15 protein-coding genes and 2 pseudogenes are annotated in these 18,120 nt (G+C 63.0%); 7 read left to right on the top strand and 10 right to left on the bottom strand.

Translation table 11 applies throughout. The annotated features are described in order from the left end of the window. The first annotated feature begins 9 nt into the window (after positions 1 to 9). Positions 10 to 627 (top strand): pyridoxamine 5'-phosphate oxidase, encoded by a 618-nt coding sequence (gene pdxH / locus FJ548_RS02530; RefSeq protein WP_140611092.1) that lies wholly within the window; start codon positions 10 to 12, stop codon positions 625 to 627. A 9-nt stretch (positions 628 to 636) separates the two neighbouring features. Here the strand turns inward: pdxH and FJ548_RS02525 are convergent, their stop codons facing one another. Together FJ548_RS02525 and FJ548_RS02520 are read right to left on the bottom strand one after the other, a co-directional pair. Next, positions 637 to 1,389, bottom strand: a complete 753-nt coding sequence (locus FJ548_RS02525; RefSeq protein ID WP_140611090.1) for a crotonase/enoyl-CoA hydratase family protein — start codon at positions 1,387 to 1,389, stop codon at positions 637 to 639. Positions 1,390 to 1,416: 27 nt separating this feature from the next. Then, the gene (locus FJ548_RS02520) at positions 1,417 to 3,186 is read right to left on the bottom strand and encodes an acyl-CoA dehydrogenase (protein WP_140776648.1); all 1,770 of its coding nucleotides are present in this window, start codon (positions 3,184 to 3,186) and stop codon (positions 1,417 to 1,419) included. Positions 3,187 to 3,392: 206 nt separating this feature from the next. On the opposite strand from FJ548_RS02520, the pseudogene FJ548_RS30260 reads away from it, so the two are divergent. Further along, positions 3,393 to 3,594 (top strand): annotated as a pseudogene (locus FJ548_RS30260) (hypothetical protein); the annotation flags it as partial. A 98-nt stretch (positions 3,595 to 3,692) separates the two neighbouring features. On the opposite strand, the gene FJ548_RS02510 reads toward FJ548_RS30260, so the two are convergent. Continuing rightward, the gene (locus FJ548_RS02510; RefSeq protein WP_246678541.1) at positions 3,693 to 4,793 is read right to left on the bottom strand and encodes an autotransporter domain-containing protein; all 1,101 of its coding nucleotides are present in this window, start codon (positions 4,791 to 4,793) and stop codon (positions 3,693 to 3,695) included. Positions 4,794 to 5,218: 425 nt separating this feature from the next. Between FJ548_RS02510 and FJ548_RS02505 the strand changes: the two genes are divergently transcribed. Then, on the top strand, positions 5,219 to 6,661 hold the full coding sequence (locus FJ548_RS02505) for a caspase family protein (RefSeq protein WP_140776644.1): 1,443 nt from the start codon (positions 5,219 to 5,221) through the stop codon (positions 6,659 to 6,661). 210 nt (positions 6,662 to 6,871) lie between these two features. Then, a complete protein-coding gene (locus tag FJ548_RS02500) occupies positions 6,872 to 8,005 on the top strand; it encodes a glycoside hydrolase family 25 protein (protein ID WP_181168690.1) in 1,134 nt (377 codons plus the stop codon). A 15-nt stretch (positions 8,006 to 8,020) separates the two neighbouring features. Here FJ548_RS02500 and purD read toward each other — a convergent pair whose 3' ends face one another. Beyond that, entirely contained in the window at positions 8,021 to 9,298 is a 1,278-nt protein-coding gene (gene purD / locus FJ548_RS02495; RefSeq protein ID WP_140776640.1) for a phosphoribosylamine--glycine ligase, read from the bottom strand. A 157-nt stretch (positions 9,299 to 9,455) separates the two neighbouring features. Then, positions 9,456 to 9,623, bottom strand: a pseudogene (locus tag FJ548_RS02490) (phytanoyl-CoA dioxygenase); the annotation flags it as partial. A 37-nt stretch (positions 9,624 to 9,660) separates the two neighbouring features. Between FJ548_RS02490 and ubiA the strand changes: the two are divergent. After that, a complete protein-coding gene (gene ubiA, locus FJ548_RS02485; protein WP_181168700.1) occupies positions 9,661 to 10,644 on the top strand; it encodes a 4-hydroxybenzoate octaprenyltransferase in 984 nt (327 codons plus the stop codon). A 237-nt stretch (positions 10,645 to 10,881) separates the two neighbouring features. Here ubiA and FJ548_RS02480 read toward each other — a convergent pair whose 3' ends face one another. From FJ548_RS02480 to FJ548_RS02470, 3 genes are all read right to left on the bottom strand, one after another. Next, positions 10,882 to 11,448, bottom strand: a complete 567-nt coding sequence (locus tag FJ548_RS02480; protein ID WP_140611076.1) for a DUF6101 family protein — start codon at positions 11,446 to 11,448, stop codon at positions 10,882 to 10,884. A gap of 184 nt (positions 11,449 to 11,632) precedes the next feature. Further along, entirely contained in the window at positions 11,633 to 13,063 is a 1,431-nt protein-coding gene (locus FJ548_RS02475; RefSeq protein ID WP_140776636.1) for an FAD-binding oxidoreductase, read from the bottom strand. A gap of 9 nt (positions 13,064 to 13,072) precedes the next feature. Continuing rightward, the gene (locus FJ548_RS02470) at positions 13,073 to 14,047 is read right to left on the bottom strand and encodes an L-threonylcarbamoyladenylate synthase (RefSeq protein ID WP_181168689.1); all 975 of its coding nucleotides are present in this window, start codon (positions 14,045 to 14,047) and stop codon (positions 13,073 to 13,075) included. A 186-nt stretch (positions 14,048 to 14,233) separates the two neighbouring features. Between FJ548_RS02470 and FJ548_RS02465 the strand changes: the two genes are divergently transcribed. Both FJ548_RS02465 and FJ548_RS02460 read left to right on the top strand, forming a co-directional pair. Then, entirely contained in the window at positions 14,234 to 14,668 is a 435-nt protein-coding gene (locus FJ548_RS02465; protein ID WP_348640863.1) for a hypothetical protein, read from the top strand. Positions 14,669 to 14,794: 126 nt separating this feature from the next. Continuing rightward, a complete protein-coding gene (locus tag FJ548_RS02460; protein ID WP_140611068.1) occupies positions 14,795 to 15,184 on the top strand; it encodes a hypothetical protein in 390 nt (129 codons plus the stop codon). Positions 15,185 to 15,259: 75 nt separating this feature from the next. Here FJ548_RS02460 and FJ548_RS02455 read toward each other — a convergent pair whose 3' ends face one another. Continuing rightward, positions 15,260 to 15,583, bottom strand: a complete 324-nt coding sequence (locus tag FJ548_RS02455; RefSeq protein ID WP_140776631.1) for an ATPase — start codon at positions 15,581 to 15,583, stop codon at positions 15,260 to 15,262. 107 nt (positions 15,584 to 15,690) lie between these two features. After that, positions 15,691 to 18,000, bottom strand: coding sequence for a glycine--tRNA ligase subunit beta (gene glyS, locus FJ548_RS02450; protein WP_140776628.1), 2,310 nt, complete (start codon positions 17,998 to 18,000; stop codon positions 15,691 to 15,693). Between the last annotated feature and the right edge of the window lie 120 nt (positions 18,001 to 18,120).

Genomic DNA, 18,120 nt, shown 5'->3' with positions numbered 1-18,120 from the left:
AGAAAAACTATGAGTGACACAGAGTTAACAACCAGTGACTTTACCGATGCGGCCGAGCCGTTTCGCCTCTTTGCCGCATGGCTGGAGGACGCCACGAAAAGCGAAGTCAACGATGCCAACGGCGTAGCGCTGGCAACCGTCGATACCGAGGGCATGCCGGATGTGCGGATGGTGCTGCTCAAGGGGTTCGATGAAAGCGGCTTTGTGTTCTACACGAATTTCGAAAGCGCCAAGGGCCAGGAAATTCTGGGCAGCATGAAGGCGGCGATGTGTTTCCATTGGAAATCGCTGCGCCGCCAGGTGCGCGTGCGCGGTCCGGTGGAGATCGTCACCGATGCCGAGGCCGACGCCTATTACGCGACGCGGCCGCGCGGCAGCCGCATCGGCGCCTGGGCCTCGAAACAGTCGCGGCCGCTGGAAAGCCGCTTCGCCTTGGAGAAAGCCGTCGCCGAATACACGGCCCGTTACGCCATCGGCGAGATCCCCCGCCCGAAGCACTGGTCGGGCTTCCGCATCGTGCCGAAGACCATCGAGTTCTGGCAGGACAAGCCGTTCAGGCTGCATGACCGGATGGTCTTTTCGCGCAACGCCAAGGGTGGTTGGGATAAGACGCGGCTTTATCCCTGAAAAGGGCTCTCAACCCTTCTTTCTGGTCATGAACGCGGTGAGCGCCTCGCGCGCCTCATCGGACTTCAGCCGCTCGCGAAAATGCGCGCTTTCCACGCCGATGCGGGCGACGAGGTCGTCGCGCGAGCCGCGCATCAGGTCACGCGCGATCTTCAGCGCCTGCGGCGGCTTGGCGGCGATCTGGCGAGCGGCAGCCAGGGCCGAGGCCTCCAGGGCGCTCTCCTCGACCACATCGTAGATCAACCCGGCAGCCTTCGCCCGCTCGGCCGAAAAACCCTCGCCGAGGCCGAGCAGGGCGAAAGCGCCTTGCTGCCCCAGGATGCGCGGCGCCAACAGGCTGGACCCAGCCTCGGGCACTAGGCCGAGATCGACGAAGGGCGTCCTGAACAGGGTGCGCGACGTGGCGAAGGTCAGGTCGCAATGCAGGTTGATCGTGGTGCCGATGCCAACCGCGATGCCGTCGACACCGGAAACGATGGGCTTCTCGACCCTGGCCAGCGCCATCAGGAAATCCCAGACTTCCGTGCCGCCGTCGCCGCCTGTGGCGACAATCATGAAATCGGCAAGGTCGTTGCCGGAAGAGAAAGCGCCGGGCACACCGAGAAAGACATGGACGCGGATCGCCGGATCGACGTCGCCTTCGGCAAGAGCCGCCGACATTTTCGCATACATGGCGCGCGTCAGCGCGTTCTTCTTGTCCGGGCGGTTCATGCGGATGATCTGGACGGCGCCCTGGCGCTCAACGAGGATATGGTCTGTCACGATAGTCCCTTCGAGCGTTGGAATGTTTCAGGTCGATATCAGCGACTTGCCGGCAGCGGCCAGGCTTTCGGCACCATTGATGACGCGCTCCTTCAAGGCGCGCGTTTCGCCAAGCAGGTTTTCGGCAAAGAAGCGGCAAAGGGCGATGCGGCCACGGTCGGCAAGCCCGCCTTGCGCCAGATAGGCGCCGCCGGCGGCGAATGAGATCAGCCTGAGATAGGGCGTGGCGCCGGCAAGCGCCGCGTCAGTTGAGCCGTTGGCCAACAGTTCCTGCAGGAAGCGCGTCGCCTCGTCGAGATCGGCAAGCGCCCGGTCGAGATTGTCCGCGGTGCGGCCAAAGCCCTCGATGTTGGAGGTGCGGACCGCATCGGCGACTGCTTTCAGCTCGCCGATGTAGAAATGCACATGTTCGCCCCCGCCGAGCGGCAGTTTTCGCGACACGAGGTCGATTGCCTGGATGCCGTTGGTGCCTTCGTAGATCGGCGCGATGCGCGCATCGCGATAGAGCGCTGCCGCGCCCGTCTCCTCGATGAAGCCCATGCCGCCATGCACCTGGACACCAAGCGAGGCGACCTCGACGCCGACATCGGTCGAAAAGGCTTTCGCAAGGGGCGTCAGTAGATTGGCGCGGTCGCGCCAGTTGGCGGCAGCCTCGCCCTCGGCGACGCGGGCGCGGTCGATGGCGTGCGCGCAGGAATAGCTGATGGCGCGCGCGACCTGGGTCAGCGCCCGCATCGTCAAGAGGTTGCGCTGCACGTCGGGGTGATGGACGATCGGCGCCTTGCCGGACCCGGCATAATCTGATGCCTTGCCCTGGCGGCGCTCATTGGCATAGGCGATCGCCTTCTGCGTGGCGGCTTCCGCGACGGCTACGCCCTGCATGCCGACGGCCAGACGCGCATTGTTCATCATGGTGAACATGCAGGCCAGGCCCTTATTCTCCTCGCCGATCAGCCAGCCGATGGCGCCAGGTTTGGCGCCCTGGAAACCATCGCCATAGATCATGGTGCAGGTCGGCGAAGCATGGATGCCGAGCTTGTGCTCGAGGCCGGAACAGAAGACGTCGTTGCGGGCACCGAGCGAGCCATCCTCTTCGATCAGGAATTTCGGCACCAGGAACAGCGAGATGCCGCGCGTGCCGGCGGGAGCATCCGGCAACCGCGCCAGCACCAGATGGATGATGTTGTCGGTGAAGTCGTGCTCGCCATAGGTGATGAAGATCTTCTGGCCGAAGATGCGGTAGGTGCCGTCGCCGGCGGGCTCGGCGCGAGCGCGGAGCGCGTTGAGGTCCGAGCCGGCCTGCGGCTCGGTCAGGTTCATCGTGCCCATCCATTCGCCGGAGACGAGCTTTGCGAGATATTTCGCCTTGAGCTCTTCGGAGGCATGCTTGTCCAGCGCTTCGACGGCGCCCATGGTCAGCGTCGGGCCGATGCCAAAGGCCATGGCGGCGGAATTCCACATTTCGAGCGCGGCGACACCGAGCATGGTCGGCAGCGCCTGTCCGCCATATTCCTCAGGTCCGGACAGCGCGTTCCAGCCGCCGTCGATCCAACGGCGATAGAGTTCCTTCCAGCCCGGCGGCATCGTGACGGCAGCGTCCTTCAGCACGGCACCTTGTTCGTCGCCGATCTTGTAGAGGGGTGCCACCTCCTCGGTGGCGAAACGGCCGGCCTCGCCAAGAACGGCATCGACCAGATCCTCGCCGAGATCGCCGAACGTGCCGGCATCGAGCGCTGGCTTCATGCCGGCCACGTGCTTCAGCGTGAACGCGATGTCCTCGACCGGTGCCCGATACATGCCGCTCGATCCTCCTGATGCATCGGCCTCGCCGACCCTAGAGCCAGTACCGCCGCAAAACCATCCGCCTTTGGGCGGTCTCCCATCTTCTTTTTACGTAAACGTCAAACTTTGTCACGCGGATTTTGCAATCGCGCTGGCCTAAATTCCGTCGAAGCCGGATCAAGTCGACCGGCGAGACCAGAACCAGCCGACCGGAACATCTCATGCTCGCCAGACCCGACGCTTACCGCTGCATCGAATGCGGCCTGCCCTATCGCGCACCGGGTCTGGTACCATGAGGGCAGGCGGGAACATGGTGCGGCCTACGGGTCGGATCGCGGCATATTGTGCTCGCCGCAACGCTCGTTGGCCCACCACCACAAGCGCGCCGCCGAACGCACGCTGCAGCAGGAGCCCGCGCCCGACCGATTGAATTTCCGCCGGGCATCCGGCGCTAGCCAGATAATCGTCCGCCAAGCATCTTGCGTTGCCGGCCACGGAAATGACCATCCAGTCGTCTATGTTCAGAAGGCGATCTTTACGCCCAGCTTGCCACTGACGGTCGAACTGTCTTGGGACCACTTGCCCCGAATCTCACTGCTGACGGTGGTCGATTGGGACATTTTCAGATTGAAGCCTGCCGACACCGCCGCCGAGAAGTCCGCATCTTCGAAATTACTCTCGATACCGGATACGCTCGCGGTGTTTGAATAGCCGAAGCGCTGCTGCAGATCGGCTCGCACGTAAGGGCTGATCACCATACCGTTCCCGAGTTGATAATCGGCATAAACTCCAGGTTCGAACTTGATTGCGCCAAATGACAGGCGGCTTTTTCCGTACGAAACGCCAGAACTGTCCGTGTATTCGTCGCCGGTGAAACTAACACCAAGCAATCCACCACGCAGATCGAAGCGCACCCGATCGGTCAAGTTGAAGATGTGGCCGATCGACCCCGTTACGGCGTAGCCTTGTGTGTCATACGCGCCGGAGCCGAGGCCTGTGCTTTCGACATCGGTGTTGCCGAGGAACGCCGATGCAGCCACAAGCATATAGCTGGTGCCGCGACGATAGAGTCCATAACCGCCGAACATACCGCTTCTGTTGGTGGCTTCGCCGTTAGGAGGAAAGAAACCGAGCGCATTGGCGTCTACCTTGGCCGATGCATAACCGCCAAACAGACCCAAGTTTAGTCCGTGCTCATTGTCGAAACCGAAATGCTTTGCAGCGTTGAAGTCCACGCTGACCGCAGCGGAAAATTCGTCAACGTCGAAGTCCGGTCCGGTGGTCACGATCGGTCCCCGTGAAATCGTGAAGCCGTCGTGCTCCGTGTGCGCCAACTGGCCGGAAGCGAAGACGCCGAACGGCGTCGACAGAGCTTGCGGGGGCCCGTTCGCAAGGCCGACATCTGACTCGATTGCGTCATCGACAACACCCAGAAGCGCATCGAGGGACGTGTCGACAACCGCGCCGTTGGCTATGCCGTTGAGATAGCACTGCCCTGACAGAACAGTTCCCTCACCAACGAAAATGCAGGCGGCTGCCTTCGAAGGCAGGAGGACGAACATAGCACCGATCGAGAGCGCAATCGCGTTGACCGGGTCAAAATACCATTTCCTTGCTATCATTGTCATTTCCCCTCTTTATTACAAGTAAGACAATAATAATCAGGGATGCAATTCGCCGACGATATTCAAAATATCCATCCGGCTTCAGCGTGCGCGCTCAGCATACTGCGATCGCACTATGACGATTATGACAGGTTATGCCCTGGGAAGATATGGTTTCGCATCGAATCGGCTTCCGCATGCCGGGCGGCTGGGGTGCTTGCCAAGCGAGCCTTTTGAAGCACGTGTAAGACGATGGTTCGCGCCGCCCCGCTCGGCCGATCAAACGCGGTCGCGAGACCCTCGCCCTTTCTTTGAGGCGGTTTGTGGTGTAAAATTCAGTGGTCTTCGGAGATATGGGTTTCCGCCGTCCGAGGGGACGGCGCATCAGCCGGACGGACACTTCGACGGCGCGAACGTTGTCGCAGCTGAAACGAGCCCGTGACATGACCTACAGTTTCTTCCGGCACTTTGCTGCGGTTCTGCTGGTCGTGTTTTTCGGCTCGATGGGTGCCCAAGCCGCGGTCGAGGAAGTGCTTGCGTCAAAGCCAAGCAAGCGGCTTGCCATCGTCATTGGCAATTCGCATTACCGAAGCACCCGCCTTCAACATTTGACCAATGCGGTAAACGACGCCACACAACTCTCCGAAAGTCTGAAAAGGCTGAATTTCGACGTGCTGACGGGGCTCGATCTTTCGTCGGACGGGTTTGCCAAGCTCTTTGACAGGGCCGACAGCAAACTCGCAACCGCCAGCGCTGTGGTGATCTTCTACGCCGGTCACGGCGTTCAGTTGCAGGGAGAGAACTATCTCCTGCCTGTCGATACACCCGATCCCGTAACCCTGGAAAAACTGACCGCGGGCGCGATCAGGCTAAACGACGTGATCGCAAAATTTTCCAACCGGGAGAGGCAGACATTTATTTTTCTTGACGCTTGCCGGAACAACCCGGTCGGCAAAGGCGCCAGCATCATGGATGGCCTTGCCCAGGTCGAAGTGGGCGAAAACACGTTTGTTGCCTTCGCGACCCAGCCAGGCAACATCACGGCCGATGGCTCGGGGGACAACAGCCCCTTTACCACAGCCCTGTTGAGGAACGTGGAGATTCCCGGGCTCAGCATCTCGGATATGATGATCCGCGTTCGCAACGAGACCGAGGCACTCACCGCAGGTCGTCAGGTTCCATGGGACCAGTCGAACCTTCGTGAGCAGTTCTATTTCACCGAGCAACAAGAGCTCGACCCGGCTCAGTTGAGCGCCAGCCTGTCTCGCATTCTCTCGGATCCGGCCGCCAAGAAAAAACTGCAGGTCGAGCTTGCTTCCAACGACCTACAGACCGCCGTGCTTATCGTGGGACAAACATTGCGATCGGCCGAAATTTCAGTCCCGCCCGGCGCTTCGCCGGAACCGGCAGGTACGCAGCTTGCCAGCCTTGAAGGAGCCCGGCAAAGCGTGGTTTCCGGTCTTGAAACGTTGATCGTCGGCACATCGGCAGGTGAGCCGGGCCCTGCGAAAGCGACCGACCTCGCACGCAACATCCAGACGGAATTGCGCCGCTTGGGCTGCTATCGCATGACAGTCGATGGGGACTGGGGCAAGCAGTCGGTCCAAGCTCTCAACAATTACTACAGGAACACCAAGCGGGCCGCGTCGGCGACCGAGCCAACGGTTGAACTTCTGGGCGATCTCTTCTTGCACTCCGGCCGTGTCTGCAAAGATCCGGTCATCGTGAAGGTCAAGCCGGCGAAGGTCGCGTCGGACGCCGCTCCGCTGCGCAAAAAGGGAGCGGCGAGCCGAAAGACCTCCACGCCCTCGCGTTCGCCATCGTCGCGTCCCGCCGCCCCCCCTCCCGACATCAGTGGCGGAATTGGTATTGGCGGTGTGTTCTAATCTGGTACGGGGTGTTCCCAGCATCGAGAAGCATTCCTTAACCATGACGGTTCAGGATTTGCCTTTGATCAACGGGGATTCCCTGTTTTGAAATTGCCAAGGCGTTTCCATCGCCATTCAAAGAGCGCTGTGCCAACGCTCGTCAAACCCTTTTTCCCTGGGCATGCCGCTTCTCTAAAACCTCTGTATATTTTCTGGCGACACGCACTGATGCCTCTGGCTTTCGCGGCGACCGTGGCGCTGTCGATGGCGGCCAAGGCCTCGGACTTCTCCGAGCCGTGGAAGAATGCCGACCGCGCGCTGGTCGTCGACGCCTACGAATACAATTCCATCGACTGGGCACAACTTGCCACCGACAAGCGCATCGTCGCCTTCATCAACAAGGCTTCCGACGGCATGCCGCCGCCCTATTTCTGCTCCGGCGGCGATACCGAGGTGAAGCTGTGCAAAGCGTTGTGGAAACGCCACGCGGTGACACGCGAACTGTTCCAGACGCGCAGGGTCGTCGCCAAGGCGCTCGGACTGAAATGGGGTGCCTATCACCTCGCCCGCCCCGGCAATCCGGTCGAGCAGGCCAACAATTTCCTCGATTTCGCCGATCCTGCGCCCGACGATCTCATGGCTCTCGACCTCGAAGGCAACGATCCCTCGCAATGGATGTCGCTCGACGATGCCGAGGAATTCGTGCGCCAGGTGCATCGGCGCGTTGGACGATTCCCGGTGCTCTACACCAACGGCAAGACCGCCCAGTTCATCGCCGACAACCGCTACAAATACCGGCTCCTGTCGCGGCTGCCGCTCTGGTACGCGCGCTACAAGCCTGACATCGACGTGCATTTTCCGATGGGCAACTGGCGGGGCTACGCGCTCTGGCAGTTCTCGGCGCAGGCCAATTGCGGCCGCTTCCGTTGCCCCTACAGAGTTGCCGGCACGCCCGACGACATCGACGTCAACGTCGTGCCGACGGATGCCGTCACATTGCGCCAGCAGTGGCCCTTCGGCGGGCTGATCGACGTGCCGTCCGACTATCTTGCCAGCGTACCGGTGCCGCTCTCGAGGGAAGCGGCGTTGGCCGGCAAGGCCACCATCATTTATGCCGATGTGGCGACGCCGCCGACATTGGAGGAAATGGTCGCGGTGCTCGGCTCGCGCTGGTCAAAATTCCGCGACGGGTTCCGCCTGCCTGTCGTGAAGACGGTGCCGCGACGGCCAGGCTTCGGCATCGTCGAATATGTCACCTGGAAGCGGATCGGACAGCGCTCACCCGCGCAATTAGACGCCGCGTTTGCCGCCGCCGACCCGGTCAGCACCGCTTCGACCGAGCTCACTCACGGCCAGCAGTAAGCTGTCATCTGGACGTCAACCCGCCCGCTCGCGCGCCACCGCCTGCCAGCCGATGTCGCGGCGGCAGAATCCGTCCGGCCAGTCGATCCGGTCGAGCGCGGCATAGGCTCGCGTCTGCGCCTCACCGACCGTGGCGCCGGTCGCCGCGACATTGAGGACGCGGCCGCCATTGGCAACCAGCGCACCGCCGTTGATGGCCGTACCGGCATGGAATATCTGGACACCTTCGCCCGCGGCGTCCTCGACACCGCGGATGACGGAGCCTTTTTCCGGCGTGCCGGGATAGCCTCTCGCCGCCATCACCACGGTGAGCGCCGCCTCGTCGCGCCAGCGCACCGACATATGCGCAAGCTGGCCGTCGGTCGCGGCGTTGAGCAGCACCAGCAGATCGTCCTTCAGCCGCATCATCAGCACCTGGCATTCCGGATCGCCGAAGCGGGTGTTGTATTCGATCAGCTTCGGCCCGTTATCCGTGATCATCAGGCCGGCGAAGAGAATGCCGGTGAAGGGCGCGCCGAGTTCCGCCATGCCGCGCATGGTCGGTTCGATGATTTCGCGCATGGTGCGCTCCACCATCTCCGGCGTCATCACCAGGGCCGGCGAATAGGCGCCCATGCCGCCGGTGTTGGGTCCGACGTCGCCATCGCCGACGCGCTTGTGATCCTGCGCGGTGCCGAAGGGCAACGCGGTGGTGCCGTCGCAAAGGCAGAAGAAGCTCGCTTCCTCGCCGGTCATGAATTCCTCGATCACCACCTCGGCGCCGGCTGCGCCGAAGGAGCCCTCGAAACAGGCATCGAGGGCCGCCCGCGCCTCGTCCAGCGTCATGGCGACAGTGACCCCCTTGCCGGCGGCCAGCCCGTCGGCCTTGATGACGATCGGCGCGCCAGTCTTTTCGACATAGGCCTTGGCGGAGGCGAGATCGCTGAAACGGCCATAGGAGGCGGTCGGGATGTTATATCGGGCGCAGAGATCCTTGGTAAAACCCTTCGAGCCTTCCAGCCGTGCGGCGGCCTTCGAAGGCCCGAAGACGCGGATATTTTCGGCGCGCAGATCGTCCGCGATGCCGGCGACAAGCGGCCCTTCCGGCCCGACCACGACAAGGTCGATGTTCTTGTCCTTGCAGAAAGCGGCAATGGCGGCGTGGTCCGCAATGTCCAGCTTCACCAGTTCGGCCTCACTGCCGATGCCCGGATTGCCGGGGGCCGCATAGAGCTTGGCCAGCAGAGGCGACGCGGCAATCTTCCAGGCGAGCGCATGTTCGCGGCCGCCGGAGCCGAGAAGAAGAACGTTCATGGCCACCTCTTGATACCGACTGTTCCAAGAGAACCCGCTATTGCTCTCTGGACGACGGGTCAAGGCATCCGGGCGCTTTGCCGGGATTTGCGCACGGGAACGTTACCCCCGCCGACAACCGGTGGCGGGCAACGCCGCCGATCTTCTGGCGCTCGCTTCAGCCGGGAAAGACGACCGGAAACCAGTCCTCGCGCAGTTTTTGGCCTGGCTGCATGCCGTGGCCATAATAGGGCGGCGACATGCGGCCCGGCCGCTCGACATAATGGGCATCGTCGCCGACCCAGCGCAGCGACAGCGCCCGGCGCCGTGCCGCGGTCAGGTTGCCGCTTGACGGTTTCCGCGGCTGCTGCCACTCCATGGACATGGAACCTATCCAGTCGAAAGCGGCCCAGGGCCGTGTCGCCGATGCACCGAACGGCCATTGGGTCTACCGGGTGCTGCCGCGCCAAGTTTGGCCCTATGCGCAGCTTGCGCGATGGGACAGGCCGATCGGCTGGCAGCTGCTCTTATGGCCGTGCTGGTGGTCGGCGGCGCTGGCGGCCAGCGCCTATCCGCGGCCTGGCGACCCGCTGCTCTCGCTGCTGCCCGCGCCATTGTATCTCGTGCTGTTCCTGGTCGGCGCCATCGCGATGCGCGGCGCCGGCTGCACCTATAACGACATCGTCGACGAGGGTATCGACAACCAGGTCGAACGCACCCGTTCGCGCCCGTTACCATCGGGCCAGACCACCCGCCGGCGGGCCTGGCTGTTTCTCGTGCTGCAGGCCCTGGTCGGCCTTGCCGTGCTCGTCCAGTTCAACAGCTTCGCCATCCTGCTCGGCGTCTGTTCGTTGGCCATCGTCGCCGTCTATCCATTCATGAAGCGGATAACCAACTGGCCGCAATTGTTTCTCGGCCTTGCCTTTTCCTGGGGCGCGCTGATGGGATGGGCGGTCGAGTTTGGCGATCTCGATGGACCCGCCATCATGCTCTATATCGGCTCGATCCTGTGGGTGATCGGCTACGACACGATCTATGCGCACCAGGACAAGGAAGACGACGCCATTGTCGGCGTGCGTTCGACGGCACGGCTGTTCGGCGACAACACCAAGGCGTGGCTGGCGGGACTCTACGGCGGCACGCTGATCTGCTTCGCCATCGCCTTCGCGTCGGCGCAGGCACCGGTCGTGGCGCTGGCCGGGTTGATCGCCGCCGGCGCCCATATGGCCCGGCAGATCGCGGTTCTGGACATCAACGATCCGGACCAGTGCCTGCGGCTGTTCCGGTCGAACAACCAGGTCGGGTGGCTGATCTTCCTCGGCCTGATCGGCGGCGCGCTGTGGGTGACGCTCAAGCCGCTGGTCTAGCGGCCTTCTTCCGTCACTATACGGGGGAAGGTGGCGGCAGCCGGATGAGGGCAGCGCCAACCTTGGAGGCAAAATGAATTTGTAACAGCGATATAAGGCGTCCGTCGGATCAGGTTCTGAGTTGGACAAACGCCAGGTCAGCGCTGCCCCTCATCGCCCTGCCGGGCACTTCTCCCCGTATAGTGACGGGGAGAAGGAGGCTGTCATTGATGGTTTCGCCAACTGTGCGAAGCGAAGTCACTCCCGAGAAATGATCTCCTGGCCATCGATGACCAGCCTGAGGCCAAGGTCGCCCGCCCTGCGGCGGGCGAGGAAGCGCGGGCGGCGCGTGTTGGAAACGCGACCCTTGCGGCGATCCTGCGGCGGCAGCGTCTTGATGGCGGCGCCGAGCGATTCTTCCAGGGTGCGGGCCACGCCGTCCGATTCGATCAAGAGCATCGGCAGGCGGTAGGCATCGGCCCAGGCGCGCCAGTCGGCCGCGACATCGTCGAGGTCGTCGGCCACCAGCAGCGGCACCGACAACATCGGATCGTTGTGCAGGAGTTCCAGGGTCACCGTGACATTGCCATCCGGATCCTCCATCGCGCGGGCGGCCACGCCGCGGAACGCGTTGGCAGGCAGAGCGATGATCGCCGGCACGCCGCTCATCTCGAGCATGCGGCGGATCACGGCGCCACGATGGTCGATGGTGAACGTCACGTCGCCATAGTCATCGCGCGTCGCGTAGCTGACCACCTGCGGCAGTCGGAATGGGTCGAGGCGCATGTTGCGTCCCGCCCAGACTGGCTTCAGTCCAGTGTTCATAGAGTGCCTTCCTGTCTGTCTCCTGAGAGCCGGTGTCCGGTTCTCTCCGGGCCAGTTTTCCCGGCCTCGTTATGGGGAAACAGTAGCGTGGGCTCCTTACCGCCGCGCTTAAGAAAGTCGGTTAAATTTTGCTGATCTCAGGGATGGTTATCGGAATACCACCGACCACAAGATGTTGAAAGGATCAGATAACCTTACCGGGATTCATGATACCGGCCGGATCGAAGGCCGCCTTTACCCGGCGCATCAGATCGATCGCCACCGGCGGCGCGGTGGCGATCAGTTCGTCGCGCTTCAACTGGCCGATGCCGTGCTCGGCCGAGATCGAACCGTGCAGGCTGCGCACGACGTCATGCACTGTCTTGTTCATGGGATGGTAGAGGGCGAGAAACGCCTCGTCGTCGCCATCGATGGGCCGCGAGATGTTATAGTGGAGATTGCCGTCGCCCATATGGCCGAAGCAGACGACGCGGGCACCGGCACTCACCGACGCCACCGCGCCGGCGGCCTCCTCGATGAAGCGCGGGATGGATGCGATCGGCACGGAGATGTCGTGCTTGATCGAGGCGCCTTCCGGCTTCTGCGCTTCAGGCAGCAGCTCGCGGAAATTCCAGAAGGCGTCGCCTTGCCCAAGGCTCGCCGCGATGACGGCATCACCGACGAAGTCCTGATCGAGGCCCGCCGAGAGCACATCCTCGATCAGCGCCCGCGAATCTTCCGACGAACGGCCCGATGAAATCTGCATCAGCACATACCAGGGCCAATCCTCCATCAGCGGCCGCGTCACACCCTGTGCATGCGCCAGCGTGAAGTCGTATGGCCGCTTGCCGATCAGTTCGAAAGCGGTGAGCGCGGCCCCGGCGCGGTCCATGGCCAGGCTGAACAGGGAAAGCGCTGCTTGCGGCGACGACAGGCCGACGAACGCGACCTCGCGTCCCTTCGGCTTGGGAAACAGTTTAAGCACGGCGGCGGTGATGACACCGAGCGTGCCTTCGGCGCCGACGAACAGGTTCTTCAGGTCGTAGCCGGTGTTGTCCTTCTTGAGCTTGCGCAAATCGTCGAACACCTCGCCGGTCGGCAGCACCACCTCGACGCCGAGGCAGAGTTCGCGCGCATTGCCATAGGCAAGCACGCCGGTACCGCCGGCATTGGAAGAGAGGTTGCCGCCGATCTGGCAGGAGCCCTGCGCGGCTAGCGACAGCGGAAACAGCCTGTCGGCGGCATCCGCCGCCTCCTGCAATGTCTGCAGGATGACACCGGCCTCGACCGTCACGGTGTTGGACAGGACATCGATCTCGCGGATGCGGTTCAACCGCGATAGCGACAGGATGACCTCGCGGCCGGAGCTGTCCGGCACCTGGGCGCCGACCAGCCCGGTGTTGCCGCTTTGCGGCACGATGGGCGTTCCTGTCTCGGTCGCCAGCCGCATGATCCGGCTGACCTCGTCGACGCTGCCCGGCCGCAGCACAAGCGCCGTCGCGCCATGCCAGAGCCCGCGCCGCTCGATGAGATAAGGCGCGATGTCCTGCTGGTCGCGCAGCGCATATTTGGCACCGACGATCGCCGCGAAGCGATCGATGAGAGCGGGATCAAGTGTCTTTGCGGTTTCGGTCATGTGGGAAAATTATGGTGTGGGCTCTGTGTTGTCACGAGGGGCGGCGGCACGAGACAGCCGGTCGTTGATGGCTTCACCGAGCCCATCGAAGGGCACCTTCTCGACCGCGATGATGCATGCGCCGCTGCGGTCGAGGTCCTGCATGTAGGCGAAAAGATTGCTCGCTGCTTCGCGCAGGTCAGCCGTTTCGGAGAGGTTTCGGAATGCGGCGGCATGGTGCCAGCCTTCTGCCCGTTGGCGACCGAAGGCAAGCAACGCTTCGTCCTTGCCAACTTTGCCGGCATTGAGCCTAACAGCCGCACCCGGCGCATAGTGCGAGGCAAGCATGCCCGGTGCCTCGACGCCGGCCGCACCACCACGCAACAGCTCCATGCCGATCTCCGTCTCGATCTCCCCGGCGGCAATGCCGCCGGGACGAAGTAGTCGCAATCTCCCGTCTTCGGGCTTGACGATGGTCGATTCCAACCCCACTGGCGTCGCGCCGCCATCGACCACCAGCTTGATGCGTGCGCCGAGGTCCGCCGCCACTGCTTGCGCAGTCGTGGCGCTGATCTTGCCGGATGAATTGGCGCTGGGTGCGGCGAGCGGCCGGCCGAGTTTTGCGATGAGATCGCCGCCAAAGCCCCTCGGCATGCGCAAGGCGATCGTATCGAGCCCGGCCGTGACCAGCGGATGAATGCCATTGCCAGGCCGCTGCGGCAGCACCAGGGTCAGCGGGCCCGGCCAGAAGGCAAGCGCCAATTTCCTGGACAGCGGATCGAATACGGCGATGCGCTCGGCCATCGCCATGTCGGCGACATGGGCGATCAGCGGATTGAAACGCGGCCGCCCCTTGGCCTCGAAGATGCGCGCCACGCCGATGCCATTGGTGGCGTCGCCGGCGAGCCCGTAGACGGTTTCGGTCGGGATGGCGACGACATCGCCGCCCTGAAGCAAAGCCAGCGCCCGCTCCAACGCTTCGCCGGCGGCAAGTATTTCAGCCACTCTCGTCACCTCACAGTTGGAGGGTGCGTAGTACGATGGCGGGTGTTGGGCAAGCCGGCTGTCAGGCAAGAATGGGTCTTGGCGAATTATCAATTCCTAAAATGCTATGTTTCCACGAAAGCCGGCATCAATCCCGGCGCGCTATCATCGCGGCTACTGGGGCAAAGGGAGCGATCCATCGTGTCTATGCGTATCCTGCTGGGGATCACCCTGGCGGCGTTGAGCTGCGAGGCTCAGGCCTCCTCACTGGTTTTTCCCGGCGCGCCGACTTCGACGCCGTCCATCCTTAACCTGAAGGCGACCGACACCAAGGCGAGCGATGTGGTGTCCGTCGTTGCGCTCGGCGAGCCCGACGTCACCTATGAGAAGGTGGCCGCGATTCCCAACGAGCCCGAAGCGCCGCGCGGTTTCATGCAGAGTCCGATGATCATTCGTGGCGGGGTCGTCGGCAGTGCGTTCTCGACGCCCGCACAGGGCAAAGCACCGGCTGCGGCCACTCCTGCGCCCACGCCTGCCAAGGCAACCGCCTCGGCCGCTCCGGCATCGGGCACGCAGAAGAAGCCAATCGCACCGGCGGCCGCACCGACGCCACCCGCCTCGAGGGTCGGCAAGGTCAAGTAGCCGCCACCGGCCAGCGGACGTGCCGAGACGTTGACAGCTTGGTGACGCTTCGGCGCCCGCTGCCGATTGCGCTTTGGCCAGGCGGGTCTGGCGGGCGGGATTTCTTCGTTTCAAAGGGGGTTGATCATGAGAAAGTCCAGAACCATCACCGCGGCAGGGCTTTTGTTCGCGTCACTGCTGAGCGCCGGCGCGGCCCATGCGGATGAGATGCTCGGATCCTATGTGGCGCGCATCTCCGATCGCGATCATCAGGCAAGCGACGGCTATGCATTGGATGAGGCGGCGCAGATGGTGCGGCAGGACCGCGCCAACTGGCACAAATTCCATCGTCGCGACAGCGGCGATGAGAGTGACGCCTGGTTCAGGACCAACGATCAACGCGCGGATCTGCAGCGCATGCTGGAGCGTCCCGGCGCGATGAGTTCCTCGACCAAGCGCGCCATCGTCGATGGCGAACCGCTGGTCCAGGTCGACGTCTACGAAAACAGCGTGCGCGTCAGCATCCTGGAAAACTGATCAAACCGGCGTTTGGGAGACAAAAGGACGACGCCGATGCGCCGCCCTTTCTTCCCGACAGGCCGTACTGGAATCTCAGGCGGCTTCTTCCTTGTCGTCGTCTTCCGACTCGCGGTCTTCGGATTCTTCTTCGCTCTCGTCGTCGCCGCCTTCGGCCTTCACCGCGCCCTCGGTGTCGTCTTCGTCCTCGTCCTCTTCTTCGTCGTCACCCGACGGTGTGGCGGCTTCGGCGTCGTCAGACTCTTCGTCGTCGCCATCTTCCTCGTCGCCGTCCTCGTCAGAATGATCGGCGGCTTCGATCGCAGCGGCGGCGGCGCGATCGGTTTCGGAAGCGGATTCAAGCGCCTCGGCGGGAGCCGAGGTTTCTTCTGTCACTTCGATGTCGTGATCGGAATTCATGGAAGCCTCCGTTGGGTTGGGAACATGTCCCTTTTGCCACGGAGAGATCATCGTCATATGACTGTAAGCCGGCTCGAACGGCCGGCCGGAAGATATTTTCCGGGCTCTTAACCAGCGATTTTCGAGAAATCCGCGACTTTGCCGGTGGCCTCGCGGATGCGAGCGAGCAGCGCCAGGCGGTTGGCGCGCACCGCCTGATCCTCATCATTCACGAGAACATGCTCGAAGAATGAATCAACGGGTTCGCGTAACGCGCTAAGCGCCAGCATGGCAGCCGAAAAATCTTCATTTTGAATCGCTTCGCCGGCTTGCCTCTCAGCTTGATTCACCGCCGCAAACAGCGATTTCTCGGCCTCTTCCCTGAACAGGGCCGGCTCAACGGTTTCGGCTACGAGCGTTTTCTTCTTCTCCTCGGCGGCCAGGATGTTGGCCGCACGCTTGGTGCCGGCGAGCAGATTCCTGCCGTCCTCGCTGTCGAGGAACGAACCCAACGCTTCGACGCGGCGGACGATCTGCAGGAGGTCGTCGGACTGCGGGGTGATCACCGCGTCGATGAGGTCGTGGCGGGCGCCCTGGTCGCGAAGATAAACCTTCAGGCGATCGTGGAAGAAGGCGAGGAGGTCGCTTATCTGATCTGCCCCACTTCCTGAATAACGTGCGCCAGCGCTCGCGAAAAGGGAAGCCAGCCGCAATTGAATTCGGTTTTCGACCAAAATCCTGACCACGCCCAGTGCAGCGCGACGCAAGGCATAGGGGTCCTTCGACCCCGTCGGCTTTTCATCGATGGCCCAGAAGCCGACCAACGTATCCAGCTTGTCGGCCAGCGCGACAGCCACCGACACCGGATCGCTCGGCACATAATCAGACGGACCTTGCGGCTTGTAATGTTCCTCGATGGCAGCAGCCACGGATGGATGCTCGCCTTGTAGCAGCGCGTATTTGCGGCCCATGGCGCCCTGCAGTTCGGGGAATTCGCCAACCACTTCGGTGGTGAGATCGGCTTTGGCCAGGACGGCAGCGCGGCGTGCGAGCGCGGACATCTCCCCCCTCGAGGGCGAGATGTCGCCGAAGGCGACAGAGGAGGTCGGTCCGACGGGGAGCGACGCCTTATCGCCGACAGAGGACGCTGGCGCTTCATGCGAAGCGACCCCCTCTGGCCTGCCGGCCATCTCCCCCTCAAGGGGGGGGATCGACTTCGCCACCATCGGCGCCAGTTCTTCCGCCAGCCGCATGATGCGTCCCACCCGTTCGCCCTGCGTGCCGAGCTTGGCGTGGAAGGTGACGCCGAGATGGTCGAGCCGGGCCATGCGCTGGTCGAGCGGCTTTTTCAGGTCGAGGCCGAACTTCTTCGCCGATGCGTCGAGCTCGCCGAGATCAGGCAGATCGCCCTGGTCGGTCGTCCAGAAATAGAGCGCGTCCGAGAGACGGGCGCGCACCACCTTGCCGTTGCCGTGGGCAATCTCCTTGCCACCGTCCTTGGCCTCGATGTTGGCGGTGAGGATGAAGCGGTTGAATAGCGCATCGCCGGCGCCTTGCGGCCGCGTCACAAAGCATTTCTGGTTGGCGCGGATAGTCAGCCGGATCACCTCGGCCGGAATGGCCAGGAAAGCCTCCTCGAACTCGCCCATCAGCACGACGGGCCATTCGACCAGCCCGGACACCTCTTCAAGCAAGCCTTCGTCCTCGACAAGGTCGAGCCCGTTGGCGAAGGCGAGATTGCGGGCGTCGGCGAGGATGATCTCCTTGCGCCAGTCGGCATCGAGAACGACCTTCGCGGCTTCCAGCTTGCTCACATAGTCATCGAAGCGACGCACGGTGATTTGGCCCGGCGCGAGGAAGCGATGGCCGTAGGTGACATTGCCGGAGCGGATGCCGTCGATTTCGAAATCGACCACGACCGGTTCCTCGGTCTCCGGGCCGAAGGTGCACAGGATGGATTGCAGCGGTCGCACCCAACGCAGCGAGCCGGGCTTGGCCGAGGCCGGGCCCCACCGCATTGATTTCGGCCAGGGGAAACCGCGGATAATGCCCGGCACCAGTTCGGCGATGATCTCTTCGGCCGCCCTGCCGGGCTTCGAAATGTGGGCGACATAGAAATCGCCCTTCTTCGGGTCGGAATGGACATCCGCGTCGGCGATCGAAGCCAGCCCGGCCTTGCGCAGGAATCCCTGCACCGCCTGTTCAGGCGCCGTGGTCGACGGCCCCTTGATCTCCTCTTGAATATCTTTCGAGCGCGCGGTGAGGCCACGGATGTCGAGGGTCAGCCGCCGCGGGGTCCAATACTCGCGCGCCGCCTCATAGATCAGGCCCGCCTCGACCAGACCGTCGGTCAGCATTTTCCTCAGGTCGCCCGCCGCCTTGCGCTGCATGCGGGCCGGGATTTCCTCGGAACGAAGTTCGAGCAAAAGATCCGGCATCACAGTCTCTCCACCCGCATGCCGTCTTCCTGTTTGCGCATCCTCGCGCCTTCGGCGCTGCGGGCGCGCGGCTGGGCAGGAATTTCCTCGGAACGAAGTTCTAGAAGCAGGTCGGGCATC

Origin of the sequence: Mesorhizobium sp. B2-4-17 (genome assembly GCF_006441275.1) — a bacterium.
Taxonomy (GTDB): Bacteria; Pseudomonadota; Alphaproteobacteria; order Rhizobiales; family Rhizobiaceae; genus Mesorhizobium.
The sequence above is the reverse complement of the archived record's forward strand: the minus strand, read 5'-3'. Positions and strand labels throughout refer to the sequence as shown.